21 protein-coding genes are annotated in these 22,277 nt (G+C 51.4%); 18 read left to right on the top strand and 3 right to left on the bottom strand.

Annotation, left to right across the window (positions count from 1 at the left end):
• Nucleotides 1-15: 15 nt before the first annotated feature.
• The 10 genes from larE to K2F33_RS24645 all read left to right on the top strand — a co-directional run bounded on the left by larE (nt 16) and on the right by K2F33_RS24645 (nt 9,965).
• Nucleotides 16-816 (top strand): ATP-dependent sacrificial sulfur transferase LarE, encoded by an 801-nt coding sequence (gene larE, locus K2F33_RS24690; RefSeq protein WP_152404169.1) that lies wholly within the window; start codon nt 16-18, stop codon nt 814-816.
• A gap of 18 nt (nt 817-834) precedes the next feature.
• Nucleotides 835-1,602, top strand: coding sequence for a nickel pincer cofactor biosynthesis protein LarB (larB, locus tag K2F33_RS24685; RefSeq protein ID WP_412973942.1), 768 nt, complete (start codon nt 835-837; stop codon nt 1,600-1,602).
• Complete coding sequence (locus K2F33_RS24680; RefSeq protein ID WP_263879215.1) at nt 1,599-2,621, top strand: nickel pincer cofactor biosynthesis protein LarC; 1,023 nt, start codon at nt 1,599-1,601, stop codon at nt 2,619-2,621. The genes larB and K2F33_RS24680 overlap by 4 nt, the downstream gene beginning before the upstream one ends.
• Nucleotides 2,622-2,649: 28 nt before the next feature.
• Nucleotides 2,650-3,135: a nickel pincer cofactor biosynthesis protein LarC2 gene (larC, locus tag K2F33_RS24675; RefSeq protein ID WP_089547161.1), complete on the top strand. Its 486-nt coding sequence runs from the start codon at nt 2,650-2,652 to the stop codon at nt 3,133-3,135.
• Nucleotides 3,136-3,268: 133 nt separating this feature from the next.
• Entirely contained in the window at nt 3,269-4,651 is a 1,383-nt protein-coding gene (locus K2F33_RS24670) for an amidase (RefSeq protein WP_263879211.1), read from the top strand.
• Between the two features lie 802 nt (nt 4,652-5,453).
• Nucleotides 5,454-6,956 (top strand): spore germination protein, encoded by a 1,503-nt coding sequence (locus K2F33_RS24665; RefSeq protein WP_263879209.1) that lies wholly within the window; start codon nt 5,454-5,456, stop codon nt 6,954-6,956.
• Nucleotides 6,953-8,125 (top strand): Ger(x)C family spore germination protein, encoded by a 1,173-nt coding sequence (locus tag K2F33_RS24660; protein ID WP_263879207.1) that lies wholly within the window; start codon nt 6,953-6,955, stop codon nt 8,123-8,125. Before K2F33_RS24665 ends, K2F33_RS24660 begins: the two co-directional genes overlap by 4 nt.
• Before the next feature lie 10 nt (nt 8,126-8,135).
• On the top strand, nt 8,136-8,369 hold the full coding sequence (locus tag K2F33_RS24655; RefSeq protein WP_089547164.1) for a hypothetical protein: 234 nt from the start codon (nt 8,136-8,138) through the stop codon (nt 8,367-8,369).
• A gap of 15 nt (nt 8,370-8,384) precedes the next feature.
• The gene (locus K2F33_RS24650) at nt 8,385-9,473 is read left to right on the top strand and encodes a GerAB/ArcD/ProY family transporter (protein ID WP_263879204.1); all 1,089 of its coding nucleotides are present in this window, start codon (nt 8,385-8,387) and stop codon (nt 9,471-9,473) included.
• Nucleotides 9,474-9,581: 108 nt separating this feature from the next.
• On the top strand, nt 9,582-9,965 hold the full coding sequence (locus K2F33_RS24645; RefSeq protein WP_263879202.1) for a YciI family protein: 384 nt from the start codon (nt 9,582-9,584) through the stop codon (nt 9,963-9,965).
• Between the two features lie 13 nt (nt 9,966-9,978).
• Here the strand turns inward: K2F33_RS24645 and K2F33_RS24640 are convergent, their stop codons facing one another.
• Entirely contained in the window at nt 9,979-11,193 is a 1,215-nt protein-coding gene (locus tag K2F33_RS24640) for an MFS transporter (RefSeq protein ID WP_263879200.1), read from the bottom strand.
• 143 nt (nt 11,194-11,336) lie between these two features.
• On the opposite strand from K2F33_RS24640, the gene K2F33_RS24635 reads away from it, so the two are divergent.
• Entirely contained in the window at nt 11,337-12,200 is an 864-nt protein-coding gene (locus K2F33_RS24635; RefSeq protein ID WP_089547168.1) for a LysR family transcriptional regulator, read from the top strand.
• Nucleotides 12,201-12,280: 80 nt separating this feature from the next.
• On the opposite strand, the gene K2F33_RS24630 is transcribed toward K2F33_RS24635, so the two are convergent.
• Nucleotides 12,281-12,475 (bottom strand): hypothetical protein, encoded by a 195-nt coding sequence (locus K2F33_RS24630; RefSeq protein ID WP_105443075.1) that lies wholly within the window; start codon nt 12,473-12,475, stop codon nt 12,281-12,283.
• Nucleotides 12,476-12,804: 329 nt separating this feature from the next.
• On the opposite strand from K2F33_RS24630, the gene K2F33_RS24625 reads away from it, so the two are divergent.
• The 5 genes from K2F33_RS24625 to K2F33_RS24605 all read left to right on the top strand — a co-directional run bounded on the left by K2F33_RS24625 (nt 12,805) and on the right by K2F33_RS24605 (nt 18,396).
• A complete protein-coding gene (locus K2F33_RS24625; protein WP_263879196.1) occupies nt 12,805-13,395 on the top strand; it encodes an ankyrin repeat domain-containing protein in 591 nt (196 codons plus the stop codon).
• Nucleotides 13,396-13,502: 107 nt separating this feature from the next.
• Complete coding sequence (locus tag K2F33_RS24620) at nt 13,503-15,005, top strand: sensor histidine kinase (protein ID WP_263879194.1); 1,503 nt, start codon at nt 13,503-13,505, stop codon at nt 15,003-15,005.
• Entirely contained in the window at nt 14,980-15,675 is a 696-nt protein-coding gene (locus K2F33_RS24615; protein ID WP_263879190.1) for a response regulator transcription factor, read from the top strand. Before K2F33_RS24620 ends, K2F33_RS24615 begins: the two co-directional genes overlap by 26 nt.
• 132 nt (nt 15,676-15,807) lie before the next feature.
• Nucleotides 15,808-17,289 carry an S-layer homology domain-containing protein gene (locus tag K2F33_RS24610; protein WP_263879188.1) on the top strand — a complete coding sequence of 494 codons (1,482 nt, stop codon included), beginning with the start codon at nt 15,808-15,810 and terminating at the stop codon, nt 17,287-17,289.
• A 243-nt stretch (nt 17,290-17,532) separates the two neighbouring features.
• A complete protein-coding gene (locus K2F33_RS24605; RefSeq protein ID WP_263879187.1) occupies nt 17,533-18,396 on the top strand; it encodes an SDR family oxidoreductase in 864 nt (287 codons plus the stop codon).
• A gap of 113 nt (nt 18,397-18,509) precedes the next feature.
• On the opposite strand, the gene K2F33_RS24600 is transcribed toward K2F33_RS24605, so the two are convergent.
• A complete protein-coding gene (locus K2F33_RS24600) occupies nt 18,510-19,376 on the bottom strand; it encodes an SPL family radical SAM protein (RefSeq protein WP_263879184.1) in 867 nt (288 codons plus the stop codon).
• A 256-nt stretch (nt 19,377-19,632) separates the two neighbouring features.
• Between K2F33_RS24600 and K2F33_RS24595 the strand changes: the two genes are divergently transcribed.
• Together K2F33_RS24595 and dhaK are read left to right on the top strand one after the other, a co-directional pair.
• A complete protein-coding gene (locus K2F33_RS24595; protein WP_263879181.1) occupies nt 19,633-20,058 on the top strand; it encodes a nuclear transport factor 2 family protein in 426 nt (141 codons plus the stop codon).
• Between the two features lie 363 nt (nt 20,059-20,421).
• Nucleotides 20,422-22,185, top strand: a complete 1,764-nt coding sequence (gene dhaK, locus K2F33_RS24590) for a dihydroxyacetone kinase subunit DhaK (RefSeq protein WP_263879178.1) — start codon at nt 20,422-20,424, stop codon at nt 22,183-22,185.
• Nucleotides 22,186-22,277: the final 92 nt, after the last annotated feature.

Here is a 22,277-nt window from a genome sequence, read left to right as displayed (position 1 = left end):
GAAGGAGGCAGGACAATGCTAACCGAAAAATACGAGAAACTGCAGTCCATCCTGCGGGAACTAAACTCAGTTGTCGTGGCATTTTCAGGAGGGGTGGACAGCACCTTTTTGCTTAAGGCGGCTGTCGATACGCTCGGCCCGGATCAAGTACTGGCAGTGACCGCGGATTCGGAAACGTATCCGTCGACCGAGCTTGCAGAGGCGAGGGAGCTGGCCGAATGGATCGGAGCGCGGCATCAGGTCATTGAAACCTCCGAGCTGGCGATTCCCGGATATGCCGAAAACACGAAAAACCGCTGTTATTTTTGCAAAAGCAGTCTTTTCGACCATTTGGTTCCCGTGCTGACGGAGCAATCCTATAAAAATATCGTTTACGGCGTCATTGCCGACGACATGAATGAGTTTCGGCCCGGCATGCAGGCGGCAAAGGAAAGGGGCATTCGCGGACCGCTGCTGGAAGCCGGATTGTATAAGGAAGAAATCCGCGAGCTGTCCAGAGGCTACGGCCTGCCCACTTGGGATAAGCCTTCTTTTGCCTGCTTGTCCTCGAGAATCGCTTATGGGGAACGGATTACCAAGGAGAAGCTGAGCAAGGTCGAAAAAGCGGAGGCCTATTTGAAATCGCTCGGCATCCGTCAGGTACGGGTACGCACGCACCAGGACACGGCGCGGATCGAAGTGGAACCGAAGGATATGCAGACTGTTCTGGAGCAGCACTCACAAATTTCCGGCAGGCTGCAGGAGTACGGATACAAGTACGTAACGCTTGACCTGGTGGGCTATCAGAGCGGAAGCATGAACAAGGTGTTGGCATAACGAAAGCTCTGGAAGGGGATGAGAACTTTGTTGGACGACGTTCTGGAGCAAGTACGCAGCGGGGCCTTGAGCGTGGCGGAAGCCAAAGCGCGGCTGGCGGCATTTGAGGATCTCGGCTTTGCCAAGGTTGACCACCAGCGCAGTAAACGGCAGGGTTTCCCTGAGATCGTCTATGGGGAAGGCAAAACGGCGGATCATATCATTTCGATCGCCTGCGCCCTGCAAGCCCGTGGCAGCAGCGTCCTGGTCACACGCGTGGACAAGGAAAAAGCCGAGAGGGTGCTGCGGGCGTGTCCGGATTACAGTTATCACGAGACGGCAAGGGCCTTGTACTGGAAAAAGGAGCAGATGCCCGCTGATGATTCGCAAGGGTATGTTGCCGTGATTGCGGCGGGAACCTCGGATTTGCGCGTGGCGGAGGAGGCAGCCGTGACGGCTGAAGTGCTAGGCAGCACAGTCCACCGGATATATGATGTGGGTGTTGCGGGGATCCACCGCTTGCTCAGCCATTTGGAGGAAATCCAGCAGGCGACGGTTTCTGTCGTGGTGGCCGGGATGGAAGGGGCGCTCCCCAGCGTCGTGGGCGGCCTGGTCTCCCACCCGGTCATCGCAGTACCGACCAGCGTCGGGTATGGGGCTCATTTTCAAGGCTTGTCGGCGCTGCTTACGATGCTGAATTCGTGCGCCTCAGGCATCAGCGTGGTGAACATCGACAACGGATTCGGCGGAGGTTATAACGCCGCGCTGATTCATCAGCTTGTACATAGAGGGGGAACACGAACTTGAAAACGCTATACCTTGACTGCTTTTCCGGCATCAGCGGAGATATGTTCATCGGTGCGCTGCTGGATGCCGGCGGTGATGCGCAGCGGATGCAGACGGAGCTGCAGAAATTAAACATCGAAGAAGAATATGCGCTGCAGTGGAGCAAGGTGAACAAGAACGGGATCACCGCGACCAAATTTGACGTGCTTTTGCAAGAAGTGCATGAGAAAGATCACGATGATCATCATCACATGCATGAACATTCCCAAGCGAATCTTGAGGCAGAGGAAGGTTCAGGCGAATCTCTCCACGAGCATGAAGCGCATCTTCACAGCCATAGCCACAAGCATGATCACGACCACAGTCACGAACATCATCATGGACATGAGCACAGTCACAATCATGTACACGATAACCATCACGACCACGTGCATGATCATCATGCCCATGACCACCATCTTCATGCCCACCATCCTCACGACCATGCACATCACCATCACAGCCATAATCATTCGCATAGTCACAGCCATCATCATCGGGCATACAAGGATATCGTCCAAATGATTGAAGCGGCCGGTTTTGAGGAGCCGGTACGCGACACGGCGCTCCGTATTTTCAAGATCATTGGGGAGGCTGAGGGAAAAATACATGGCGTTCCGTTAGACGACGTTCATTTTCACGAAGTAGGCGCAGTAGACTCCATCGTCGATATTGTCGGCGCCTCGATTTTAATTCATCAAATGGGTATCGAAGCGATCCATTCCTCGCCCGTGCCCGTTGGTATGGGCAAAATCCGGATCGACCACGGCATTTACCCGGTGCCTGCGCCTGCGACGCTGGAGATTCTGAAGGGCGTGCCGCTGGAAGCGTCGGATGTCCGCTTTGAGCTGACGACACCGACGGGTGCGGCGATCGTATCGGTGCTGGCGCAGCAGTACGGGCCCATTCCGTCTATCAAGGTGACCGCCGTCGGTTACGGAGCAGGGACCAAAACGTTTGCCGACCGGCCGAACGTGCTGCGTGTCATCGTGGGCGAATAATGCTCTTGATCCGAAAGGAGTTTGTCTTATGAAATCCGAGCTGCCCCCAAATCATGAACATGTCGATCATGACATGGTGAAGATGGAAGTCAACTACGACGACATTTCGGGTGAATGGCTGGGCTACGTGATGGACCTTCTGCTCGAAAACGGTGCAAACGACGTGTTCTATACGCCCATTTACATGAAGAAAAACCGGCCGGGTACGATGCTTCAGCTGCTATGCACCAAAGAAAAGATCGACCGGATGAAAGAAATCATTTTTCGCGAGACAACCACGCTTGGCATCCGGTATTATCCGCTCACGGTGCACCGTCTGGAACGAACATTTACTCAGGTCCCAACAGAATGGGGAGCCGTTACCGTAAAATTAGGTATTCATCACGGGGAGACCGTTCAATGCGCTCCGGAGTTTGAGGACTGCAAACGAATAGCCCAAGAGAACAGGATCCCGATCAAGTCTGTTTACGAGCAAGTATGGAAATCCGTCGGACTCCTGCCTAGTAATTCGTGATGTTTTAGAATTACCTTTTATTGTCAAAAACCCCATACGTTCTCTAGCATTTCCGCATAGCTTAGTAGAGAACTGGACATGAAAGCTTCCCGAAAGGGAAGTTTTCGTTTGTCTGACTAAGAAAGGAGAATGAATGATGGGGAGAAAAACGATTCAGGAAATTCAATCCGGGTACAAAACAGGCTCTTGGACGACGCTGGACATTACGAAGCATTATTTGAAACGGATTAAAAAGAAAGATCCTGTACTCAATTCATATATTACGGTAGCCAAGGATCGGGCCACGGGAGAAGCCAAGCGGCTCGAAGCCAAATCCTCATCGGGAGAGCAGACCGGTCTCCTGTACGGAATTCCGCTTTCCTATAAGGATAATATCGATACGAAAGGTATCCGCACCACTTACGGCTCCTCGATTGACGCTAATCACATTCCAGACGAGAACGCTGCTATCGTCCAGCGGCTGCTGCTGCAGGATTCGATCCTGCTGGGAAAAAACAATCTGCATGAATATGCCCTTGGTGTCACCTCAAATAACCCGCATTATGGACCTGTGCACAATCCATGGAATCATGAGTACACGCCGGGAGGCTCCAGCGGCGGATCGGCTGCGGCGGTAGCCGCTGATTTGACGGCAGCTTCCATCGGGACCGATACGGGCGGCTCCGTTCGGATTCCGGCGGCATCCTGTGGCGTTGTCGGGTTAAAACCTACGTATAACAAAGTACCTACTGAGGGCGTATTTTACGTTTCTTGGACTCTGGATCATGTTGGGCCGATCACGGCCAATATGACCGACTTGGCAGTCTTGTTCAGTGCCATGACGAAGCAGTCCTACCTGCCATATCTGAATCAAGACATCCGGGGGCTTCGTGTCGGCGTGCCGACCAGCTATTTTAACGAACACATCGACCCGGAAACCTATGCATTGTATCTTCAATCACTGGAGGCGCTGGAGTCGCTCGGTGCCATTCTCATTGATACGGACGTCTCCTTTGTGGAGGGGAACAGCGAGGTTTCGTTGACCATCGCCGCTTCGGAGGCCGGTTATGTCCACAAAAGCCGGATGGAATGCTGCTTATCGCAATACGGAGCGGATGCCAGAGCCTTTTTGGAATCGTCCCGGGATATCACCTCGCTGCAGTATATCGAAGCGCTTAAGACAAAAGAAATGTATATGAACATGTTCGATAAATTGTTCCGCGAACGCATTGATGTGCTGGCCACACCGACGATCCCGATCCCTGCGCGGAAAATCGGCGTGGACGAAGTCCATTTTGGCGATTATACGGAAAGTGTCTTTGACGCGATGACCCGTTATACGGGCCTGTTCAACATGGTGGAGGTTCCGGCTCTGTCCATTCCTTGCGGGCTGACAATCGAAGGGCTTCCCGTCGGACTGCAGCTTGTGGCCCGTAAGGAGCGGGAAGATCTGCTGATTCGCGCCGGATACGCTTATGAGCAGGACCAGCTGAAGGAATTCTACCGTCTCCGGGATCAAATCTGCGCAGGATACTAATCAAGCACTTGAGGGAACACTGTCTGCACTGCCGTGCAGCGGTGTTCCTTTCTTAAGAGATCAGAAAGTATAAGATTCGGAGCCTCCGCTTCCGGATCTCGCAAGAAAAACTTCAGCTAAACGCGGTCTTTCTTCTTAGAAGGTACGTCGATAGACGTTTTTCTTATTTTCTGTTCATCCATAATTCCGGAAATATTAGAAATCTCTCGTTTACCGAATTTTTCAAGCTGTTCTGACCATACTAAAAATGTATATTGATGTAATTCTAAGAAGCCAGACCACTTTTAGCTGAAATTTTTAGTGCGATATAAGGGAGTCGATCCAACGAAGCCAACACTGTTCTTATATCTAACTAAAACTGTATCGATGAAATTTCAAAGTAGCCAGACCGCGTTTAGAGGAAGTTTTTAGTGCGATATAAGGATGCCGAGTCTCTGATGCCTACACATTCTTATATCTAACTAAAACTGTATCGATGAAACTTCAAAGTAGCCAGACCACGTTTAGTGGAAATTTTTATTGCGATATAAGGAAGCAGGCTCTTCGATGCTATTTCTTCCTTATATCTAACTAAAAAACTGTATCGATGAAATTTCAAAGAAGCCAGACCACGTTTAGCGGAAATTTTTAGTGCGATATAAGGAAGCCGAGTCTCTGATGCCTACACATTCTTATATCTAACTAAAACTGTATCGAAGAAACTTCAAAGTAGCCAGAACGAGTTTAGCGGAATTTTTATTGCGATACTAAAAAAAGTATATTTTGCCACCAGTATGGACTTTTGCCGGTTGGGGGTGTGGACATGCAAACCAATGAAGATGTGATCTTCTCAGCTCGTTTACAAGAAAATATCTCTCATCTGAAAGAGCGGTATGCGGATTGCTTTGATGTCGTGTTCCACGATTTCAGCTGCGGCCAAACTCCTGCGGTCATCGTCTACTTTATGGGTTTGACCGACAGCGACATGATTAACCGTTACATTCTCGAACCCACTCTGAAACAGTTGTCAGAAGATGGGGGCAACACCTTAGAGGATTTTTGCAAGTGCTTGCCGGTGTCCTCCTATACCCTGATCCAAACGATGGAACAGGCGGTGATCGAGATTGGTGACGGCAATGTCGTCCTGCTCATGGATGGGGAAGAAAGGGCTATCTCTCTGTACCTGGCAAAGTGGGAGCAGCGCTCGATCACGGAACCCGAGGCGGAATCCGTCGTCAGAGGCCCGCGTGAAGGGTTTATCGAGACGCTGATGGTCAATGTGTCCATGATCCGCCGCAAGCTGAAGTCGCCCGATTTGAAGATGAAGTCGATCCGGATCGGACGTTTTTCCCAGACCGAAGTTGTCGTCGCTTTCGTCAGCGGTATCATAGAATCTTCGCTGGTTACTGAAATCGAAAGCCGTCTTTCCCGCATCAACATCGACGGGATTTTGGAAAGCGGGATGATTGAAGAGCTCATCGAGGATAATCCATATTCGCCCTTTCCGCAATTACAGACGACGGAGCGGCCGGACGTGGTGGCAGCCAATCTTCTTGAGGGCAGAGCGGCCATACTCGTAGAAGGAACTCCCATTGCCTTGATTGCTCCAGCAACGATTTTTACCTTTCTGCAATCGCCGGAAGATCATTATCAGCGTTATTACATCGGCACAGCCATCCGCTGGCTGCGTTATTTTTTCGCGTTTATTGCTCTCATCGGGCCTTCATTCTATGTCGCTATCGTTACCTATCATCAGGAAATGATTCCAACGACGCTGCTGCTTAATATGACCAAATCGAGGGAGCAAATCCCTTTCCCGGCTTTGGTTGAAGCGCTGCTGATGGAAATTACGTTCGAAGCTTTAAGGGAAGCCGGGGTTCGACTTCCCAAACAGATTGGTGCTGCAGTCAGTATCGTCGGAGCGCTGGTCATCGGTCAGGCGGCCATAGCGGCCGGCCTCGTCTCTTCGCCGATGGTTATGGTCGTTGCGCTCACTGGGATCGCCTCGTTTCTGATCCCCCATTTCGCCTTTGGCATCACGGTCCGGCTGCTTCGTTTTCCGATGATGCTGCTGGCAGGTTTTCTGGGCTTTTTCGGACTGATGATGGGGATCACCTTAATTTTGACCCATCTGTTCGCGCTTCGTTCTTTTGGCGTTCCTTATGTTTCGTTGTCAACAGCCACCAATCTCAGCCAGCTGAAGGACATCCTGGTCCGCGTCCCAACTTGGAAAATGAATACAAGACCGCGAATCGGCGTTTGGAACAGGTATCGCCAGGGTGCTAACCAGCGTCCGGAACCCGGAAGGGGAGGCCGAAGAAAATGAAAAGCGCAAGACTTGCCGCTGCGTTTTTTCTGTTTACGATCATCCCGCTCGTTACAGGGTGCTGGGACCGCACCGAGGTGAACGATCTGGCTTTAATTATGGGAGCTGGGATGGATGCTGCGCCAAACGGGAAAGTAGAGCTGTCCGTTCAAGTCTACACGCCCAACCAGTCCAGCATGAGCAGCGACGGCGAGATGACGAGCAGTGGCAACCAAGGAGACATGGTTATCGTGAAAAGCGCAGTCGGGACGGATTTGGCGGATGCGGCCCAGCGGCTGCAGGAGGAAATGCCCCGCAAAGTCTTTTGGGGCCACAGCGAAGTATTTATCGTGGGGGAGGAGCTCGCCAAGAGGGGGATCATGGATCAGGTCGATTTTCTCTTTCGCCATCCCCAGCCGAGGGAGCATGCTTATTTTTTTATCAGCCAAGGAAGGGCTAAGAGTATTTTGAGCATAAACACGCGAATGGAGCGGGACAGCGCGGAAACCCTTCGCGAATTGACCGTTCTAGCCGGAGGCATGGGAGTTACGCTTAAAGATTTGGGAGGAATGCTGGCAGGTCGGTCGAAAGCAATTATCGTTCCACTCATCGGGAAAAAGGAGGAATCTGGACAAAGTAATGCTTACCCGTACATTAACGGGGCGGCGGTTTTAATGAAGGGGAAAATGGCGGGTCAATATCAAGGAGAAGTCAAGCGATACGTTCAGATCATCCGTAACGAGCTGGAATCAACGACGGTAACATTTCCTGTACAGGAAAGTAAAGGCGATGATGGGGGTATCATGTCCGTCCGGCTGATCAAATGCCATACGAAGCTGATTCCGTTGATTCGCAGAAATCAATGGAGTGTTATGATCCGGATTGAAGGTGAAGCAAGTGTGCTTCAGAATGAAACCCATGTCAATGTGATGCTGCCCCAAGAAATGCCCCGATTGGAACAGCAGCTGAACAAGGAAATCGAGTCCAAGGTGAAAGAGACGTTTCGGCAGATCCAGGATGAGACTGGCGCCGATGTTTTCGGAACGGCCGATGCGTTTTGGCAAAAGTATCCTACACGTTGGACCAAGGAACAGGCCCGATGGGATGAAATATTCCCGGAAATCAGCGTTTACTCCCATTCCAGTGTACATATTATTTCGCCTGGTTTTTCCGGTAAAACCTTTAAATGAGGGATAAGCGATGATTGTTCTCAAACTGCTCGGCATTACGCTGCTCTTTGTGGCCGTGTTTATATATGATTTTTCGAGTGTGGAGCCGAACAAGAAAAAGGAACGGGCAGCCATTGCCGTCATTACCTTCGCCGGGTGGGTAGTAGCGGTCATGCTGTTATTTGCTCCCGGCTTGCCCGGTCCGACCGAATGGATTAATCAAGTGACCAAACCGATCTGGGTTATCTTTTATCCCGAAGGTTAGGAAGGGGACGGCGGAATGGATAAGGAGAAAGTTTCGAATCTTCAACTGTGTTTGATGATGTACCTGATGATCGGCGGGACCTCCATACTCGTCGTGCCTTCTTTTACCGCGATGTATGCCAAGCAGGATATGTGGATTTCGCCGGTCATTGGCTCTTTCTTCGGTTTCTTCAGCGTGACGGTCGCTTGGCTGCTGTATCGGAGAAATCCGGGGCTTACGATGATCGAGCAGACGCAGCACCTTTTTGGGAAGTGGGCCGGAAGCATTCTGGGCATCGTTTTCCTCTTATTCCAAATCGACGCGATCGGCTTGATTACCCGGGAATACGCCGAATTCATCGTACAGGCGTTTCTGCCCAAAACTCCGCTGGTCATGATTATCGGGTGTATTGTATTGACATGTTCATTTGCCGTCCGGTCCGGCGTGGAAGTGATTGGACGATTCGCGCAAATATTCGGTCCGATTTTTTTGTGCTTTGTCCTGGCGATTTTTCTGTTTCTTCTGCCGGAATATCGCTTTTCCAACATGCTCCCCATTCTGGGGACCGGAATCAAGCCTTCGCTAAAAGGCTCTTTAGAGCCTTCGGTTTGGTTTATGGAATTCATCTTTATTTCATCGGTCTACCCGTCCGTCCGAAAAGGAGACAACGGCCTCAAGGGTGGGCTGTTTGCCGTATTTCTAATGATGATCACGATGGTCATCACGAATTTTACTTGTTTGTTTTTGTTTGGGGAATCGACTGCCAATCTCACCTTCCCGTTCCTGTCTGCTTCGCGCTTTGTGAATATCGCTGATTTCTTTTCGCATGTGGAAGCCATCGTGATGGCGCTGTGGATCCTCGGGGGCTTTGCGCAAATTTCGATGTGGTATTACACGCTTGCTTTGGGAACTGCCCAATGGTTAAAGATGACGGATTTCCGTCTACTGGTATTTCCGGTTGGGCTGCTGATCGGTGTGTTCAGTATCTGGGTGGCTAAAAATTTCCAGCAGATGCTTCATTATTTTCCCACTGGGGGAACGGGCAGTTCCATCATCGCTTTGCTGCTGCTGCCGATCCTTATACTCCTGGTCAGCCTAGTCCGCGGCAGCGGAGCTCGGAAATAAACTATTTTTTCAGTCCTTCGCAAAGAAATGTCGATCCGGGAATATCTCTCTCGTCGTCTTATATAGGCAGCGTTATAATGCTGTATATGACGATGAGGAGATGAAGTTATGAAGTATTTGTGTTTGGGTTACCTGGAACCGGATCTGATGGATGTCAGACCCCAGGAAGAAATCGAGGGGGTAATGCGGGAGTGCAAGCCCCATCTTGAACAGTTGTATCACAGCGGGAAGGTGCTTCTCGACGCCGGCCTGGACAAGGCCTCGACGACCCTGCAGCGCAAGAACGGAAAGCTGAGAATGATGGATGGCCCATTTACCGAATCAAAGGAGCTGATTGGCAGCGCATTTCTGATCGAAGCTGAGGATCTTGAAGATGCGGTCCGTGTGGCATCTCTTCATCCGGCCGTTCAGGTGAGCGCGGGCGAATCGTTTGGCTGGCGCATCGAAATTCGCCCGGTACATCATTTTGAATTGTTCATTCCAGAGGGATAACTTTCGATTTCATTTATTTGCTTAACTTCACTTTTACAAAAACGGCGCCCGCGACCGAAACCGCCGCCAAAACCGCTGCAAACAGCGAGGCACCCAGGGAGATGCTGGTCATATCGATCACAAATCCTGTTCCGATCGGCAGCAGTGCGGCAGGTACATAACCTCCGATATTCAGTACCGCGTTGGCTTCGGCGCGGCGGTGTGCCGGAACATGCAGGCTGATCAGCGTCAGGCCTCCGAGCTGCCCTAATCCCTGTCCTGCACCGGCAAATACAGCGGCTATAACCAGCAACACGGGTGCCGACTCAATGACAGCAGCAACCAGGCATATCATGGACAAAAGGGTTGCCGCACTTCCCAGGAGAAACAGGCTGCGAACAGGCAGCCTTTTGACAGCGAATTGAATTCCCGTCGCCGCCAAGAACATGATACAGGCCGTACCTCCAGCTACCAAGGGACTGGTCACATGAAGCAGTTTGGACAGTAGTGACGGACCCAGCGACAGCACAAAGGAAGTCGAGGTAATGCCTGGAGCAAACGCGGATATTCCTAAAGCTAAATGCAGGCGGTTTTGCTTAGGAATTGTTGGGAAGCGCAGTTTCCATCCTTCGCGTGCAGGGTGCTGCCGGGAGGGGAGGCGGGCTGCCACCATGAAGGCTGTTGCCAAAATGATCAATTGAGTGGTAAACACCGTGACAACATGATGCGTAAGAAATTGGGCCATCATTCCGGCCAGCAAAGGCCCCAGCCCGGCTCCGAGGACCATGGCCACGGAGGCGGCAAGGGATGCCAGCTGTTTTTTACTGTGTCCGCCAGTGTCCACTACAGCAGCCATGCCTGCGGAGACGATGACGCCGACGGCTATGCCTGTTAGCAACCGCGCCGCCAGCAGCATGCCGACAGAATCGGCCGAAGCAAACAGCACACAAGCCGCCACCGCTGCTAATAGACCCGGATACAGTACGGCCTTGCGTCCGAAGCGGTCCGATAATTGGCCGGCCGCGAGCAGCGTGCCGAGCAGACCCAGAATATAGGCGGCAAAAATAACCGTCAACGTTCCATTCGAAAATCCCATCGCCGTCTGCCACTCCACATACAACGGCGTTGCTGAATTAGACAGCATAAATACGGCGGTTACGATCCAGGCGGTAATCCAGATGCGGCGTGTTGATACGCGGGAATCCTCCGATGCCTGAGGAATTTCCACGTTTTTTGCATGATCGATCAAGGTAATCTCCTCCTTTTCAACCAACCCTTTGAATGTGTGCAGGGCATCCGTGTTGTCATGCATTTAGAATACGTTATAATAGTTCATAACTGAAATACACATTAGTAATAGAGGAGATAACCATTAGGTTATGATGTTGAGTGATGAATTTAAACTTGAACCATCTGAATGTCTTTGTGGCAGCCGCTGAGAAAATGAACATTACCGAAGCGGCGAAAGCGTTGTTTATATCCCAACCGGCTGTGAGCAAAACGATTAAACAGCTGGAAGATGCGCTGCAAGTGAGGCTGTTTGTCAGGGATAAGCAGAAGGGGATCATGCTGACCGATGTCGGCAGGGAGATTCTGATATTGGCCAGGCAGATGCAGTCCATTGAAAATCGTATTTTCCAGGCAGCCAGCCGGGAGAACCAGCTGTTAACCGGAAAAGTCAAAATCGGCTCGTTTCCTGCGGCGTCGACCCTGTTGCTCCCGGAGGCGATCTCCAGGTTCCGGGCCAAGTACCCACAAGTTCAAATCGAGCTGAGTGAGGGGGTATCCGACCAGATCAAGGAATGGGTTACCGACCGTACCGTGGAAATCGGGCTCGTCGCTTCTCCGTTTGCGGGCTTTGAGCATCATAGCCTGGTTCAGGATCACATGGTGGCCGTCATTCCGGACGATCATGAGCTGCACAATTCAGAGATTGTGGATCTCGGAAAATATGAGCAAGACATGATTTATTGTAAAGGCGGACATGAGGCGGCGTTGAACAGTGCAGTACAACAGCACCATTTTAATCTCGAAAGCAGCTTGACCGTCCAAACCGCCGAAACCTTGATCCAGATGGTCCGCAGACGACTCGGGATCGGTCTTGTTTTCGATTTTACGCTGTCTTCCGTGTCCCATGAACTGATCGTAAAGCCCATTACGCCGGTCATCACCAGGGAGATCGGGATCATCGCGCTCTCATTTGCGGAGATTTCACCAGCGTCCACGGAGTTTGTTCGAATGATGAAAGAATCATGAAACAAGCCGCTTCCGGCATCTCCGGGGCGGCTTGTTTGTTGATCTATATTCAATGGGTAGCTGGGCTGGACGATAACTCCTTAACGGCTGCTCTGACGATTCTCAACAGATTTCATGCGGTTTTGTTCGTCGGGCGCGCGGTCATGGCCGAATTCCTGGCCGGCTTCCATTTCAGTGTGTCCCGACTGGCTGCGGGCGAATTCAGTGAATTCCGCCTTCTGCTCATCTTGCTCATGCTTTTGTTTCAGTATCTTTTTCGGATCTTGGGTTGTCATGGGGAAAGCCTCCTCGAATTCAAATTCACTTTCTTATTATTACCCGCCTCGATGTTTGGCAAACTTATGCTTCACTTATGCTTCATATGTGTAATGATGGGGCATAGATTTTGCTATATGAAAAAAGTAAGCGAAACAAAGGTTTTAAATATTTTGCATATGGAGTAGGGCGTGTTAGCATGTCGTTGAGTAGGAAAAAGGGGATTTGATCTATGATTCGTCTCTTTTTGTGTATCGTTTGCATACTTTGGCTCAGCTCATGCGACATCATGCCGGGCTCTTCAAGAGAACAAGCGAAGGAACAATTGTCATCAACGGGGGTGGAAACGGTGACTCAACAATTCATACAAGCGGCGGAAGTAGGTGATCTTGAGGCGGTACAGAACCTGCTTCAGGACGGAATCGAAATGAACGCACAGGATGAGCGGGGCAGAACGGCCGTCATGGCTGCGACGTACAACCATCAGACGGAGATGGTCCGGCTGCTGATCAGCAAAGGGGCGGACATCAACATCAGGGATCATCTGCTCAACAATGTATTTCTGTATGCCGGAGCTGAGGGAATGCTGGATATCGTTCAACTGGCGATCGACGCTGATGCAGATACCAAACTGACCAACCGCTATGGCGGGACGGCGCTGATCCCCGCTTCTGAACGGGGCCATGTCGAAGTGGTCCGGGAGCTGTTGACCCGCACCGATATCGATGTCAATCATATCAACCGCCTGCACTGGACGGCTTTGCTGGAAGCGGTCATTTTGGGAAACGGCGGGGAGAAGCATCAGCAAATCGTCCGGCTGCTGGTTGATCATGGCGCGGATCGGGAGATTGCGGATGCGGAAGGCATCACTCCGCTGCAGCATGCCCAAAGCAAAGGTTATCACGAAATCGCCGCAATACTGGAACGAGCAGGTTCGTAACTTTCAGCATATCCGCTAAAATAATGCATGTGATAATCCATGCGCTAAAGAGCGAACGGTCAGGACCGTTCGCTTTTTCTGTACCTATCAAAGACGGAGGTGAGCAAATGTCCATCCGCATCAAGCTTTTATTATCCTATACCGGCATGCTGCTCATCAGTCTGTTGGTCTTTGCCATGACGGCGAGCCTGTTTACGATCGCGGCGACGGGCGACGTGCACAGCCTGCGCGATTTTTACAAAGTCCACTATCAGCTCAATCCGCTGACGGAACAAGAAGAATCTATTTTTTTGGAATTGAAGTATCTTGCCAAAAATGAGCCGGATCGATTGCAGGATCAGCAGCTGCTGAAGGATTTCGATTTCAAGCTCAAAACGGTCAGAGCCGGGCTGTATGTACGCCGTGAGAGCGGACGCATCTACCAGTCGTATACGTTCAACCAGCCTGAGTTGGAACGGCATCTTCCGCCTTATGACCTGAACAACAACCAAATTCGCAGTACGTTTAATATCGGTGAGCGTTTTTATGCGTACGCCAAATACGACTTCCATTACTCGGACGGCCAGAAAGGCAGTGTGTTCGTCATCCGCGAGAGGAGTCCGTTTGGCGAAGTCACGAGAAAGCTTCTCCCGGCATTCGTCATTAGTTTGGCAGGCATTATCGTGATATTCAATGCGCTGCTCTTCCGCTGGATTACACGCAGCGTTGTTAAGCCGCTGGACCGGCTTCGTCACTCGGCAGAGCACATTCAGAGGGGCAATCTACAGTTTTCGCTTGAACCGAATACAAAGGATGAGATCGGACAGCTGAATGCAGCTTTTGAAAACATGCGGAAAAGGCTTCAGGAGTCGGTTCAGCTGCGGCTGGAGGATGAGGCGAACCGGAAGGAGCTCATCTCGAACATTTCACATGACCTGCGGACACCGATCACCAATATTAAAGGCTATATTGAAGGCATTCGTGATGGAGTGGCGGATACACCCGAAAAAATGAACAAGTATGTCAACATCATTTATTCCAAAGCGGTTGACCTGGACAAGCTCGTGGATGAGCTGTTCCTGTACTCCAAGCTGGATCTGAAACAGGTGCCGTTCACGCTTGTGGCGGTTGATATCGTCGACTTTCTGGACGACTGCATCGAGGAGCAGCGATACGTTCTGGAAGAGAAGGGAGTGGTCATCGGATGGGCTCATCGGCCCATTCCGCCGGTCAACGTATTTGCCGACCTGGAAAAAATAAAGCGTACCGTGCTTAATATGATCGGGAACGCTCAGAACTACATGGATAAAGAACATAAGAACATTCATATTTCCGTTCATCCCGGACGGGAATGGGTAACTGTCGAAATCAGCGATAACGGGACGGGGATTCCGCAAGAAGCACTGCCGCATATTTTCGAACGATTCTACCGCGCCGAAGCTTCGCGGAATTCTTCAACCGGAGGCAGTGGTCTGGGACTGGCCATAGCCAGCCAAATCATTGAGGGGCACGGGGGCAGGATCTGGGTGGAAAGCGAGGTAGGTGTGGGTACACGCGTGTTCTTCACGCTGCGGCGTACCACATACGAAGGAGGGGAAGGCAGAGATGGCCGGCAGCATTCTGATTATTGAAGACGAAACCACTATCGCGCAGTTGGAACGGGATTATTTTGAATTGAACGGATTTCATGTGGATTTGTGCCATCATGGAGACGAAGGACTGCAGCTTGCTCTTGAAACGGATTACCATCTTATCATTGTCGACCTGCAGCTGCCGGGATTGGACGGTTTTGAATTATGCAGCAGGATCAGGCAGGCAAAGGAAGTTCCGATCCTGATCGTCTCCGCCAAAAATGAAGAAATCGATAAAATACGCGCATTTAACCTGGGGGCCGACGATTATATTACGAAGCCGTTCAGCCCGAGTGAACTGGTAGCCAGGGCAAAGGCGCATTTGACCCGGTATGAACGGCTCATGAGCAGGCATGAAGCGGTCCACAAAACCGAAATCCATATCCGCGGCCTGGTCATTGACCAGGCGGCACGCCGGGTGTACGTCCGCAATAAGGAGGTTATATTTACTTCCCGTGAATTCAGCCTGCTCGAATTTTTGGCCAGTCATCCGAACCGGGTATTCAGCAAAAGCGAGCTGTTTGAACGGATTTGGGGCATGGACTCGAACGGGGATATCGCGACCGTCACCGTACACGTACGGAGACTGCGGGAGAAGATGGAGGTCGATCCGTCCAACCCGCAGTATATCGAAACGGTATGGGGAGCGGGATACCGGTTCACCGTCTAACCGATTTAATAAATTGTTAATATAAAGTTTCGATTTTGTTTATGCCGGGTTTCTTGGCCGTTTATCCGTCTCGTTTACGATAGGGACATGACAAACACCAATCCATCTATGGGATTGAAGGAGGAACCATCGATGAATAAACATGCTAACAAACTGGCCGGCTTGATGCTGGCCGCAGCTTTGGGAACAGCCGCCTTGCCTATCGGTGCCGTGCATGCCGCAGACGATTCAAGGGCGCTCGGAGAAGGAGATATCAGCCAAGCAGTCCGTCAGTTATCGCAGCTTCATATTATGCAGGGGTACGAGGACGGTTCACTCGCCTTAGAACAGCCAGTCACACGTGCGGAGCTGGCCAAATTGCTTACCCTGACGTTTAGTCTGCAAGGTGCAGATCAGGCACAGCAGGGATTCACAGATGTCAATCCGCAGGCATGGTATTCGAAATATGCCGCTGAAGCGGCAGCACAAGGGATCATGCCAGCAAATGATGGCCGTTTCGAGCCCCGGGGAACCGTAACGAAAACGGAACTTGTACAGATTGTAACTAAAGCACTGAAGCGGGATGCGAAATCCGTGGAATACTGGGCTGAAAGCCTTGATCCAGGCAGCGGTCCGGTCACTCGCGGAGAAACTGCGTATTTACTGAATATGGCGCAGCGGGCGATCCCGTCGGACAAAGCTAAAATCACCAGCATCCGTTCCTTAAATGCGATTACGCTGATCGTGACGTTCGATGCGCCATTAACGGCGGACAACGAGGCATTTACGAAAGCGAAAGAAGACTTTGCCTTCACCGGCGGTCTTACGTTAACCAATCTTCCGCGGCTGAAAACGGGTTCCATCGCTACTTATATTGTACCAACCTCCGTTCAGCAGCAGGGTGTCCAATACTCCCTGACCTACAGAGGAACACACGCGGGGACTTTTACCGGGAATGCAGACAAGCTGAACATGACCGAGGCCAGACAGGTAACCAATGATACGTTTGAGCTGGAATCCCTACAGGCGAACGGTGTGGTAGACTACGGATATGTCATTTCCGCGTACAGCACCGGCCGGGGAGCGGCAGCCTTCGTCCTCGACGAAAACAACCGCGCCAATGGCAAAACCTATCAGATCATTTCCTCCGGACAAGCCAGGGAGGTAACGATCACGCCGGAGGGCGGACAACCGATGGTCGCTAAATATGTACCATTCACGCAGTCGACCGATGGCAGACAGGAACCGAAATTCCGCCTGCCTGAGGGCAAAACCCTGACTCCGGGCGTCACCTATACCGTGACTTCGGATTGGGCGCAGATGGAACGCCCATCTTTCGTGGCGCAGAGCATCGCACCGCTTGACATCGTCGGTGCCGAAGCCGTGAGCGAGACTTCCATTACGGTTACGCTGTCGGAAGACCCGGGAGACGAGCTGTTCTCGGGCCGCAGTGTCGAGCTGACGGATGCGGAAGGGCATAAGCTGACCGCCGCCTATAAATACTCCAGCCGCAAAGGGGCCGTGGGTATCTTCGATCTTGCACCAGACAGCAAACTTGTGAAAGGCACGACCTACACCGTCACGCCAGTGGGTGAATGGGCCGGTTCTTCCCGGACTCCATTGACAGCGAATTAAATCTTATACGCTTTTTGCTCGTTTCGGCTGCCGGATGTCCGGCAGCTTTTTACTTTTCTTTAACGCTTAAGTTTAATAGGATCACTGCTAGTTATGAACACAGATAACGAGCAAAGGGTTAGTCAGTTGACACATGATAATCCTGTAACTATAATAGTTACATAACTGATTTGTTACTAATATGGTTACAATTAAGATCATAATGGGACAATAAGATCATAACGTTACAATGGAGGAATCAGGATGAAATTATTAGTTACCGGTGCCACAGGGAAGCTGGGCAGAAAAGTAGTGGAGACCCTTTTGCAGACTGTCCCTGCCAGTCAATTGGCGGTCAGCGTGCGCAACCCGGACAAGGCTGAAGATCTTCGGGCCCGGGGTATTGACGTCCGCCATGGTGATTTTGACGTGCCGGAAACGTTGGATAAGGCCTTTGCCGGGATTGACCGGCTGCTGATCATTTCCGCGGATGGAGACAACGAAACCCGGATTCGGCAGCACACGAATGCGGTGGAAGCTGCCGCACGAGCCAAAGTTGGTTTCATCGCCTACACGAGCTTGGGAAATGCAGCTGAGAGCAAGCTGTTTCTTGCGCCACCTCATCAAGCAGCAGAGCAAGCGATTTTGAAGACGGGCATTCCGTATTCGTTCCTGCGGAACAACTGGTACCTGGAGAATGAGATTCCGAGCGTTCAGGGGGTTCTAGCCGGAGCACCATGGGTGACGTCCGCAGAATCCGGCAAGGTAGGCTGGGCGCTGCAGCAGGAGTATGCCGAAGCAGCTGCAGCTGTTTTAGCGGGGGAAGGTCATGAGAACACCGTGTACGAGCTGTCAGGCAAACTGCTGACACAAGCGGAACTGGTGACTGCGCTGGGCGATGTGCTGGGTAAAGAGGTACCGCTCCAGCAGGTCGACGACGAACAATATGCTGACATCATGAAACAAGCAGGGGTTCCGGAGTTTGCCCTCCCGATCGTTGTAGGCATTCAGCAGGGGATTCGTGAGGGGCAGCTTGAGATCGAAAGCCAGGATTTTGAGAAGCTGCTTGGCCGTCCTTTAACGCCTATAACAAAAGCACTGGATCAGATCGTAAGCGGGCTTAAATAAGTGAGCTTTGATCGTTGGCCTAGATCTTGATATGGCATGAAGAAAGCTGCAGAACCAACAGGTCTTTTATGACCCGGTCTGCAGCTTTTTTACTGGTGTGAAATCTAGTGGCCTCACTCGTGTTTATCTCTCTTAGTTTTCGTCTGTTTCATCGGGAAAGCTTCTTCTTTGGAAACGCGAATCTGGTCCGGCGGAAAGTGTTTTTTGAAGTATTTCAATACCCGATAATGGATATCTTTGTCGTACCAAGGCGTTATTCCGTGCTCCTCGAAAAGAGCTGGCATACCGAGTCTGGCTGAACGCTTACCAAGCATACCGTCTCCTATCAGTAATGTATCGATCCATACGTAATCTGCAATTCCGCTTAAAGTCTTGGGGAAATCAGGTGTGAACGGCAGTACCGGCGAGATGGAGGCCTGCGTTCGGATTCCTGCTTCACGAATTTCCTGCAAAGCACTAAGACGGAGGCGAATACCAGGTGCCTGAGGGGCAAAAATCCGCTTCATATCCTCCCGGTCGGTCTCCACGGTCATGGATACCAGCAGTTCACATTTGTCCTTAAGCTGAGTCAACAAGTCAATGTCCCGTGTGATGAGCGGTCCGCGCGTTTGAATTTGCAGCGAATCCGGTGGATAGCTGATCATTTCCTCGAGAATTCCCCGGGTTATGCCCGCTTTGCGTTCAATAGGCTGATAAGGATCGGTGGCGGATGACATAAAGATATGAACGGGTTTGTTTTTCTTCCGCAGCTTTAATATCTCCTTTCGGTAATTTTCCGCCGCGTTCGTTTTGACCTCCAGCCAGGTTCCCCAGGGCATGTCTTTAAATTTCTGGATGGGCATTTCCCTTACATAACAGTATTTGCAGGCAAAGGCACAGCCGCTGTATGAATTTAACGAGTGGGTGAACCCCACATCCAAGTATCCTTTTACTTCGGTGAGGATGGTTTTGGCCGTGATTTCCTTCGTTTCGATGTTCATATCCACAGCTCCTTTCTCATATTGTAACCGATGTGGCGGAGATTTAGGGAGAGAACTCGTTATAGTTAACATAACAAATATTACGTAACCTCCACATGTTCATGTAAAATTGGCAGAGCTGCATTTGCAAAATATTTTACACCTGCCCCATCTTTTTCGGGTAAATAAGCCATCATCTGTCTTGTTTATTTCGTATCCTGAGCGTGTCTTCTCATTTGATTCGACGAGACGATAATACTGCCAATAAGGAGAAATAATGATGAGAGTAGATATTGATTTCGGGAAGCCCCATACAGCTGCTTGGGATGCCAACACGATCTGCGGAAGGGCATTTGAAGCGTTTCGTACCGCATTTGAATACGGTGAAACGTCGGATTTTCTCGCGCTTGTGACTGACGATTTCCGTTTTTCCGTACCCTTGCCGTATGACGATTGGAAAGAGCCGCAGTTCGGAAGGCAGCGGTTCATTGAGTTGGTCCAATTTGAAAGGGAAGTGCTGCAAGTAACGTTAACCCCGCAGTTTCAGCTCTTTGATTCTCAGTACGGAGTGGTCGTTTTTCGAGCAGAAGGCCTGCTCAGTAACCAACCTTATCACAACGTACTTACCGTCGTGTTTGAATTTGAAGACGAACGGATTAGGTCCTTCCATGAATTTGTCGGGATGCCGCTGAAAAACTACTGAGAGCTGAATCCCTGATCGGAATGGCCGGCGTTTGTCGCAGTAAGCCTCGCAGGGCCTCAAGACCCGTTACGAGGAAATCCGTGGCGAGAATCATAGATCGGCCATGCCGGTCTTGATGAACCGGGCGATCCGGATAGTGTCTGAAGGCGTGTAACGAATAAGCTTTAATATGTTTTGAAAAGTCCGGCATGCGCCGGGTTTTTTTGCATTATTACAGATGTTCGGTTGCGGCAATTCATGTTTGAAGAAGCAGGATATTCGGGGGTGGCCGATGAAATCGTACGACGTATCCATTAAAATCGGTGTCAGCAACGGTATAATGGTTATAGCGTGTTGGAGTGTTTTAAGAAAGGATGAGATCTCATGAAGAAAATCATGAACAGACCCGAGACGCTCGTATCGGAAATGTGCAGCGGTCTCGTATTGGCCCACCCTGAGCTTGAGTTTATCCGGAAATACAACATCATCAAGAAAAAAGTGATCCAGCAGGATAAGGTGACGCTGATCAGCGGCGGCGGCAGCGGCCACGAACCGGCACATGCGGGTTTCGTCGGCAAAGGAATGCTGGATGTGGCCGTCTGCGGCGACGTGTTTGCTTCCCCGTCCCAGATTCAGGTGTACCAGGCGATCCGCTCTTCTGCGAGCAAGAAGGGGACGCTGCTGATTATTAAAAACTATAGCGGTGACATCATGAACTTTAAAAATGCGGCCCATCTCGCTGCCGAAGACGGCATTCAAGTCGACTACGTGAAGGTGGATGACGATATCGCCGTTGAAGACAGCTTGTATACCGTCGGCAAAAGAGGCGTTGCCGGAACGGTGCTCGTACATAAAATCGCAGGAGCCGCAGCGGAAGCGGGCTTACCGCTGGAAGAAGTCAAGCAGGCCGCCCAGAATGCAGTCGATAACGTGAAAAGCATCGGGTTTGCGCTCACGTCCTGTACAGTGCCGGCCAAAGGCAGTCCGACGTTTGAGATCGGTGATCAGGAAATGGAATACGGCGTCGGCATCCATGGCGAGCCCGGCATCCGGCGGGAGAAGCTGATCACGGCTGACGAACTGGCTTCCCGAATGGTTGCCGAGCTGCTGGAAAGCTTGCGTATCACCGACAGTGCACCCGCGGAGGTGGCTGTCCTGGTAAACGGATTCGGCGGCACGCCGCTGCAGGAGCTGTACCTGCTGAACCATGCGGTCATACGTGAGCTTGCCGCACGGAACGTCACTGTGTATAAAGTATTCGTGGGCAACTATATGACAAGTATTGATATGGCCGGCGCGTCGTTGTCGATCATGAAGCTGAATCCCCAGCTGAAGCAGCTGCTCAGCGAGGATTGCGAGACGCCGGCGCTGACCGTCCGCGGACCATTCGAGCCGGTACAGTACGTACCAGATGAAGGGGCCGTCCGACACCCGGCATCCATCGGCGCCACTACCGATGAAGCGCATGGAGTCATACACAACAATAAGCTTACACTGGAAAACCTGGTTTATCTGGTTGATCGCATGAGCGGCGTCATTATCGAAAACGAAATTCCGTTCTGCGATTTGGATGCTCATGCCGGTGACGGTGACTTTGGGATGAGCGTGGCCAAAGGGTTTAAGCAGCTCAAATCCGAGTGGGAGGAACTCACCTCCCAGGCGCAAGATATCGGAGGATTTCTTGATGCCTGCTCTCTAATCATTATGGAGCATTGCGGCGGTGCCTCCGGTCCGATCTGGGGTTCGGCCTTCCGGGCGGCAGGTAAATTTGCGGGGAACCGGAGCGAGCTGTCCGTTACGGACATCGCCGGTATGATGAATGCTGCCGTGAAGGGAATCCAGGATACGGGTGAGCGTTCCTTTGGACGGGGTGCCGTTGTGGGTGACAAAACGCTGATCGATGCGCTTGTCCCCTATGCTGAAGCCTGGGCGAAGGCGGCTGAGCAGGGCACTGATCTGATCGGCGCAGGCCTGTCCGCAGCAGAGGCAGCCGTTGAGGGGGCCAAGCAAACCGAGAACATTGCGGCCCGGATGGGGAGAGCCGGAACGGTTGGCGACCGGAGTATCGGTTACCCGGATGCGGGAGCCTACGCATTAGGCGTGATTTTTACGGAACTCGCGCATTCCCTTAAACCTTTCGATCAGTGAGATTCTAAGAACGCTCAAAGGGGGCATGAAATTTTGAATGATGGCCTTAGTAACAAACCCTCCGCCCGTGATCTAATGGAATATCATGCGGA

The sequence above is a fragment of the Paenibacillus sp. PSB04 genome (assembly GCF_025809195.1).
Classification (GTDB): domain Bacteria; phylum Bacillota; class Bacilli; order Paenibacillales; family Paenibacillaceae; genus Paenibacillus_AQ; species Paenibacillus_AQ favisporus.
Note: the sequence above shows the minus strand (reverse complement) of the source record. Positions and strands in the feature narration are given on the sequence as shown.

Bases quoted from the DNA above. Each gene is read 5' to 3' on its own strand.
- K2F33_RS24645 (WP_263879202.1), top strand. From the start codon at position 9,582: ATGAAGTATTTGTGTTTGGGTTACCTGGAACCGGATCTGATGGATGTC.
- K2F33_RS24665 (WP_263879209.1), top strand. From the start codon at position 5,454: ATGCAAACCAATGAAGATGTGATCTTCTCAGCTCGTTTACAAGAAAAT.
- larC (WP_089547161.1), top strand. From the start codon at position 2,650: ATGAAATCCGAGCTGCCCCCAAATCATGAACATGTCGATCATGACATG.
- K2F33_RS24670 (WP_263879211.1), top strand. From the start codon at position 3,269: ATGATGGGGAGAAAAACGATTCAGGAAATTCAATCCGGGTACAAAACA.
- K2F33_RS24655 (WP_089547164.1), top strand. From the start codon at position 8,136: ATGATTGTTCTCAAACTGCTCGGCATTACGCTGCTCTTTGTGGCCGTG.
- K2F33_RS24630 (WP_105443075.1), bottom strand. From the start codon at position 12,475: ATGACAACCCAAGATCCGAAAAAGATACTGAAACAAAAGCATGAGCAA.
- K2F33_RS24635 (WP_089547168.1), top strand. From the start codon at position 11,337: ATGAATTTAAACTTGAACCATCTGAATGTCTTTGTGGCAGCCGCTGAG.
- larB (WP_412973942.1), top strand. From the start codon at position 835: ATGAGAACTTTGTTGGACGACGTTCTGGAGCAAGTACGCAGCGGGGCC.
- K2F33_RS24650 (WP_263879204.1), top strand. From the start codon at position 8,385: ATGGATAAGGAGAAAGTTTCGAATCTTCAACTGTGTTTGATGATGTAC.
- larE (WP_152404169.1), top strand. From the start codon at position 16: ATGCTAACCGAAAAATACGAGAAACTGCAGTCCATCCTGCGGGAACTA.
- K2F33_RS24600 (WP_263879184.1), bottom strand. From the start codon at position 19,376: ATGAACATCGAAACGAAGGAAATCACGGCCAAAACCATCCTCACCGAA.
- K2F33_RS24595 (WP_263879181.1), top strand. From the start codon at position 19,633: ATGATGAGAGTAGATATTGATTTCGGGAAGCCCCATACAGCTGCTTGG.
- K2F33_RS24620 (WP_263879194.1), top strand. From the start codon at position 13,503: ATGTCCATCCGCATCAAGCTTTTATTATCCTATACCGGCATGCTGCTC.
- K2F33_RS24660 (WP_263879207.1), top strand. From the start codon at position 6,953: ATGAAAAGCGCAAGACTTGCCGCTGCGTTTTTTCTGTTTACGATCATC.
- K2F33_RS24615 (WP_263879190.1), top strand. From the start codon at position 14,980: ATGGCCGGCAGCATTCTGATTATTGAAGACGAAACCACTATCGCGCAG.
- K2F33_RS24610 (WP_263879188.1), top strand. From the start codon at position 15,808: ATGAATAAACATGCTAACAAACTGGCCGGCTTGATGCTGGCCGCAGCT.
- dhaK (WP_263879178.1), top strand. From the start codon at position 20,422: ATGAAGAAAATCATGAACAGACCCGAGACGCTCGTATCGGAAATGTGC.
- K2F33_RS24605 (WP_263879187.1), top strand. From the start codon at position 17,533: ATGAAATTATTAGTTACCGGTGCCACAGGGAAGCTGGGCAGAAAAGTA.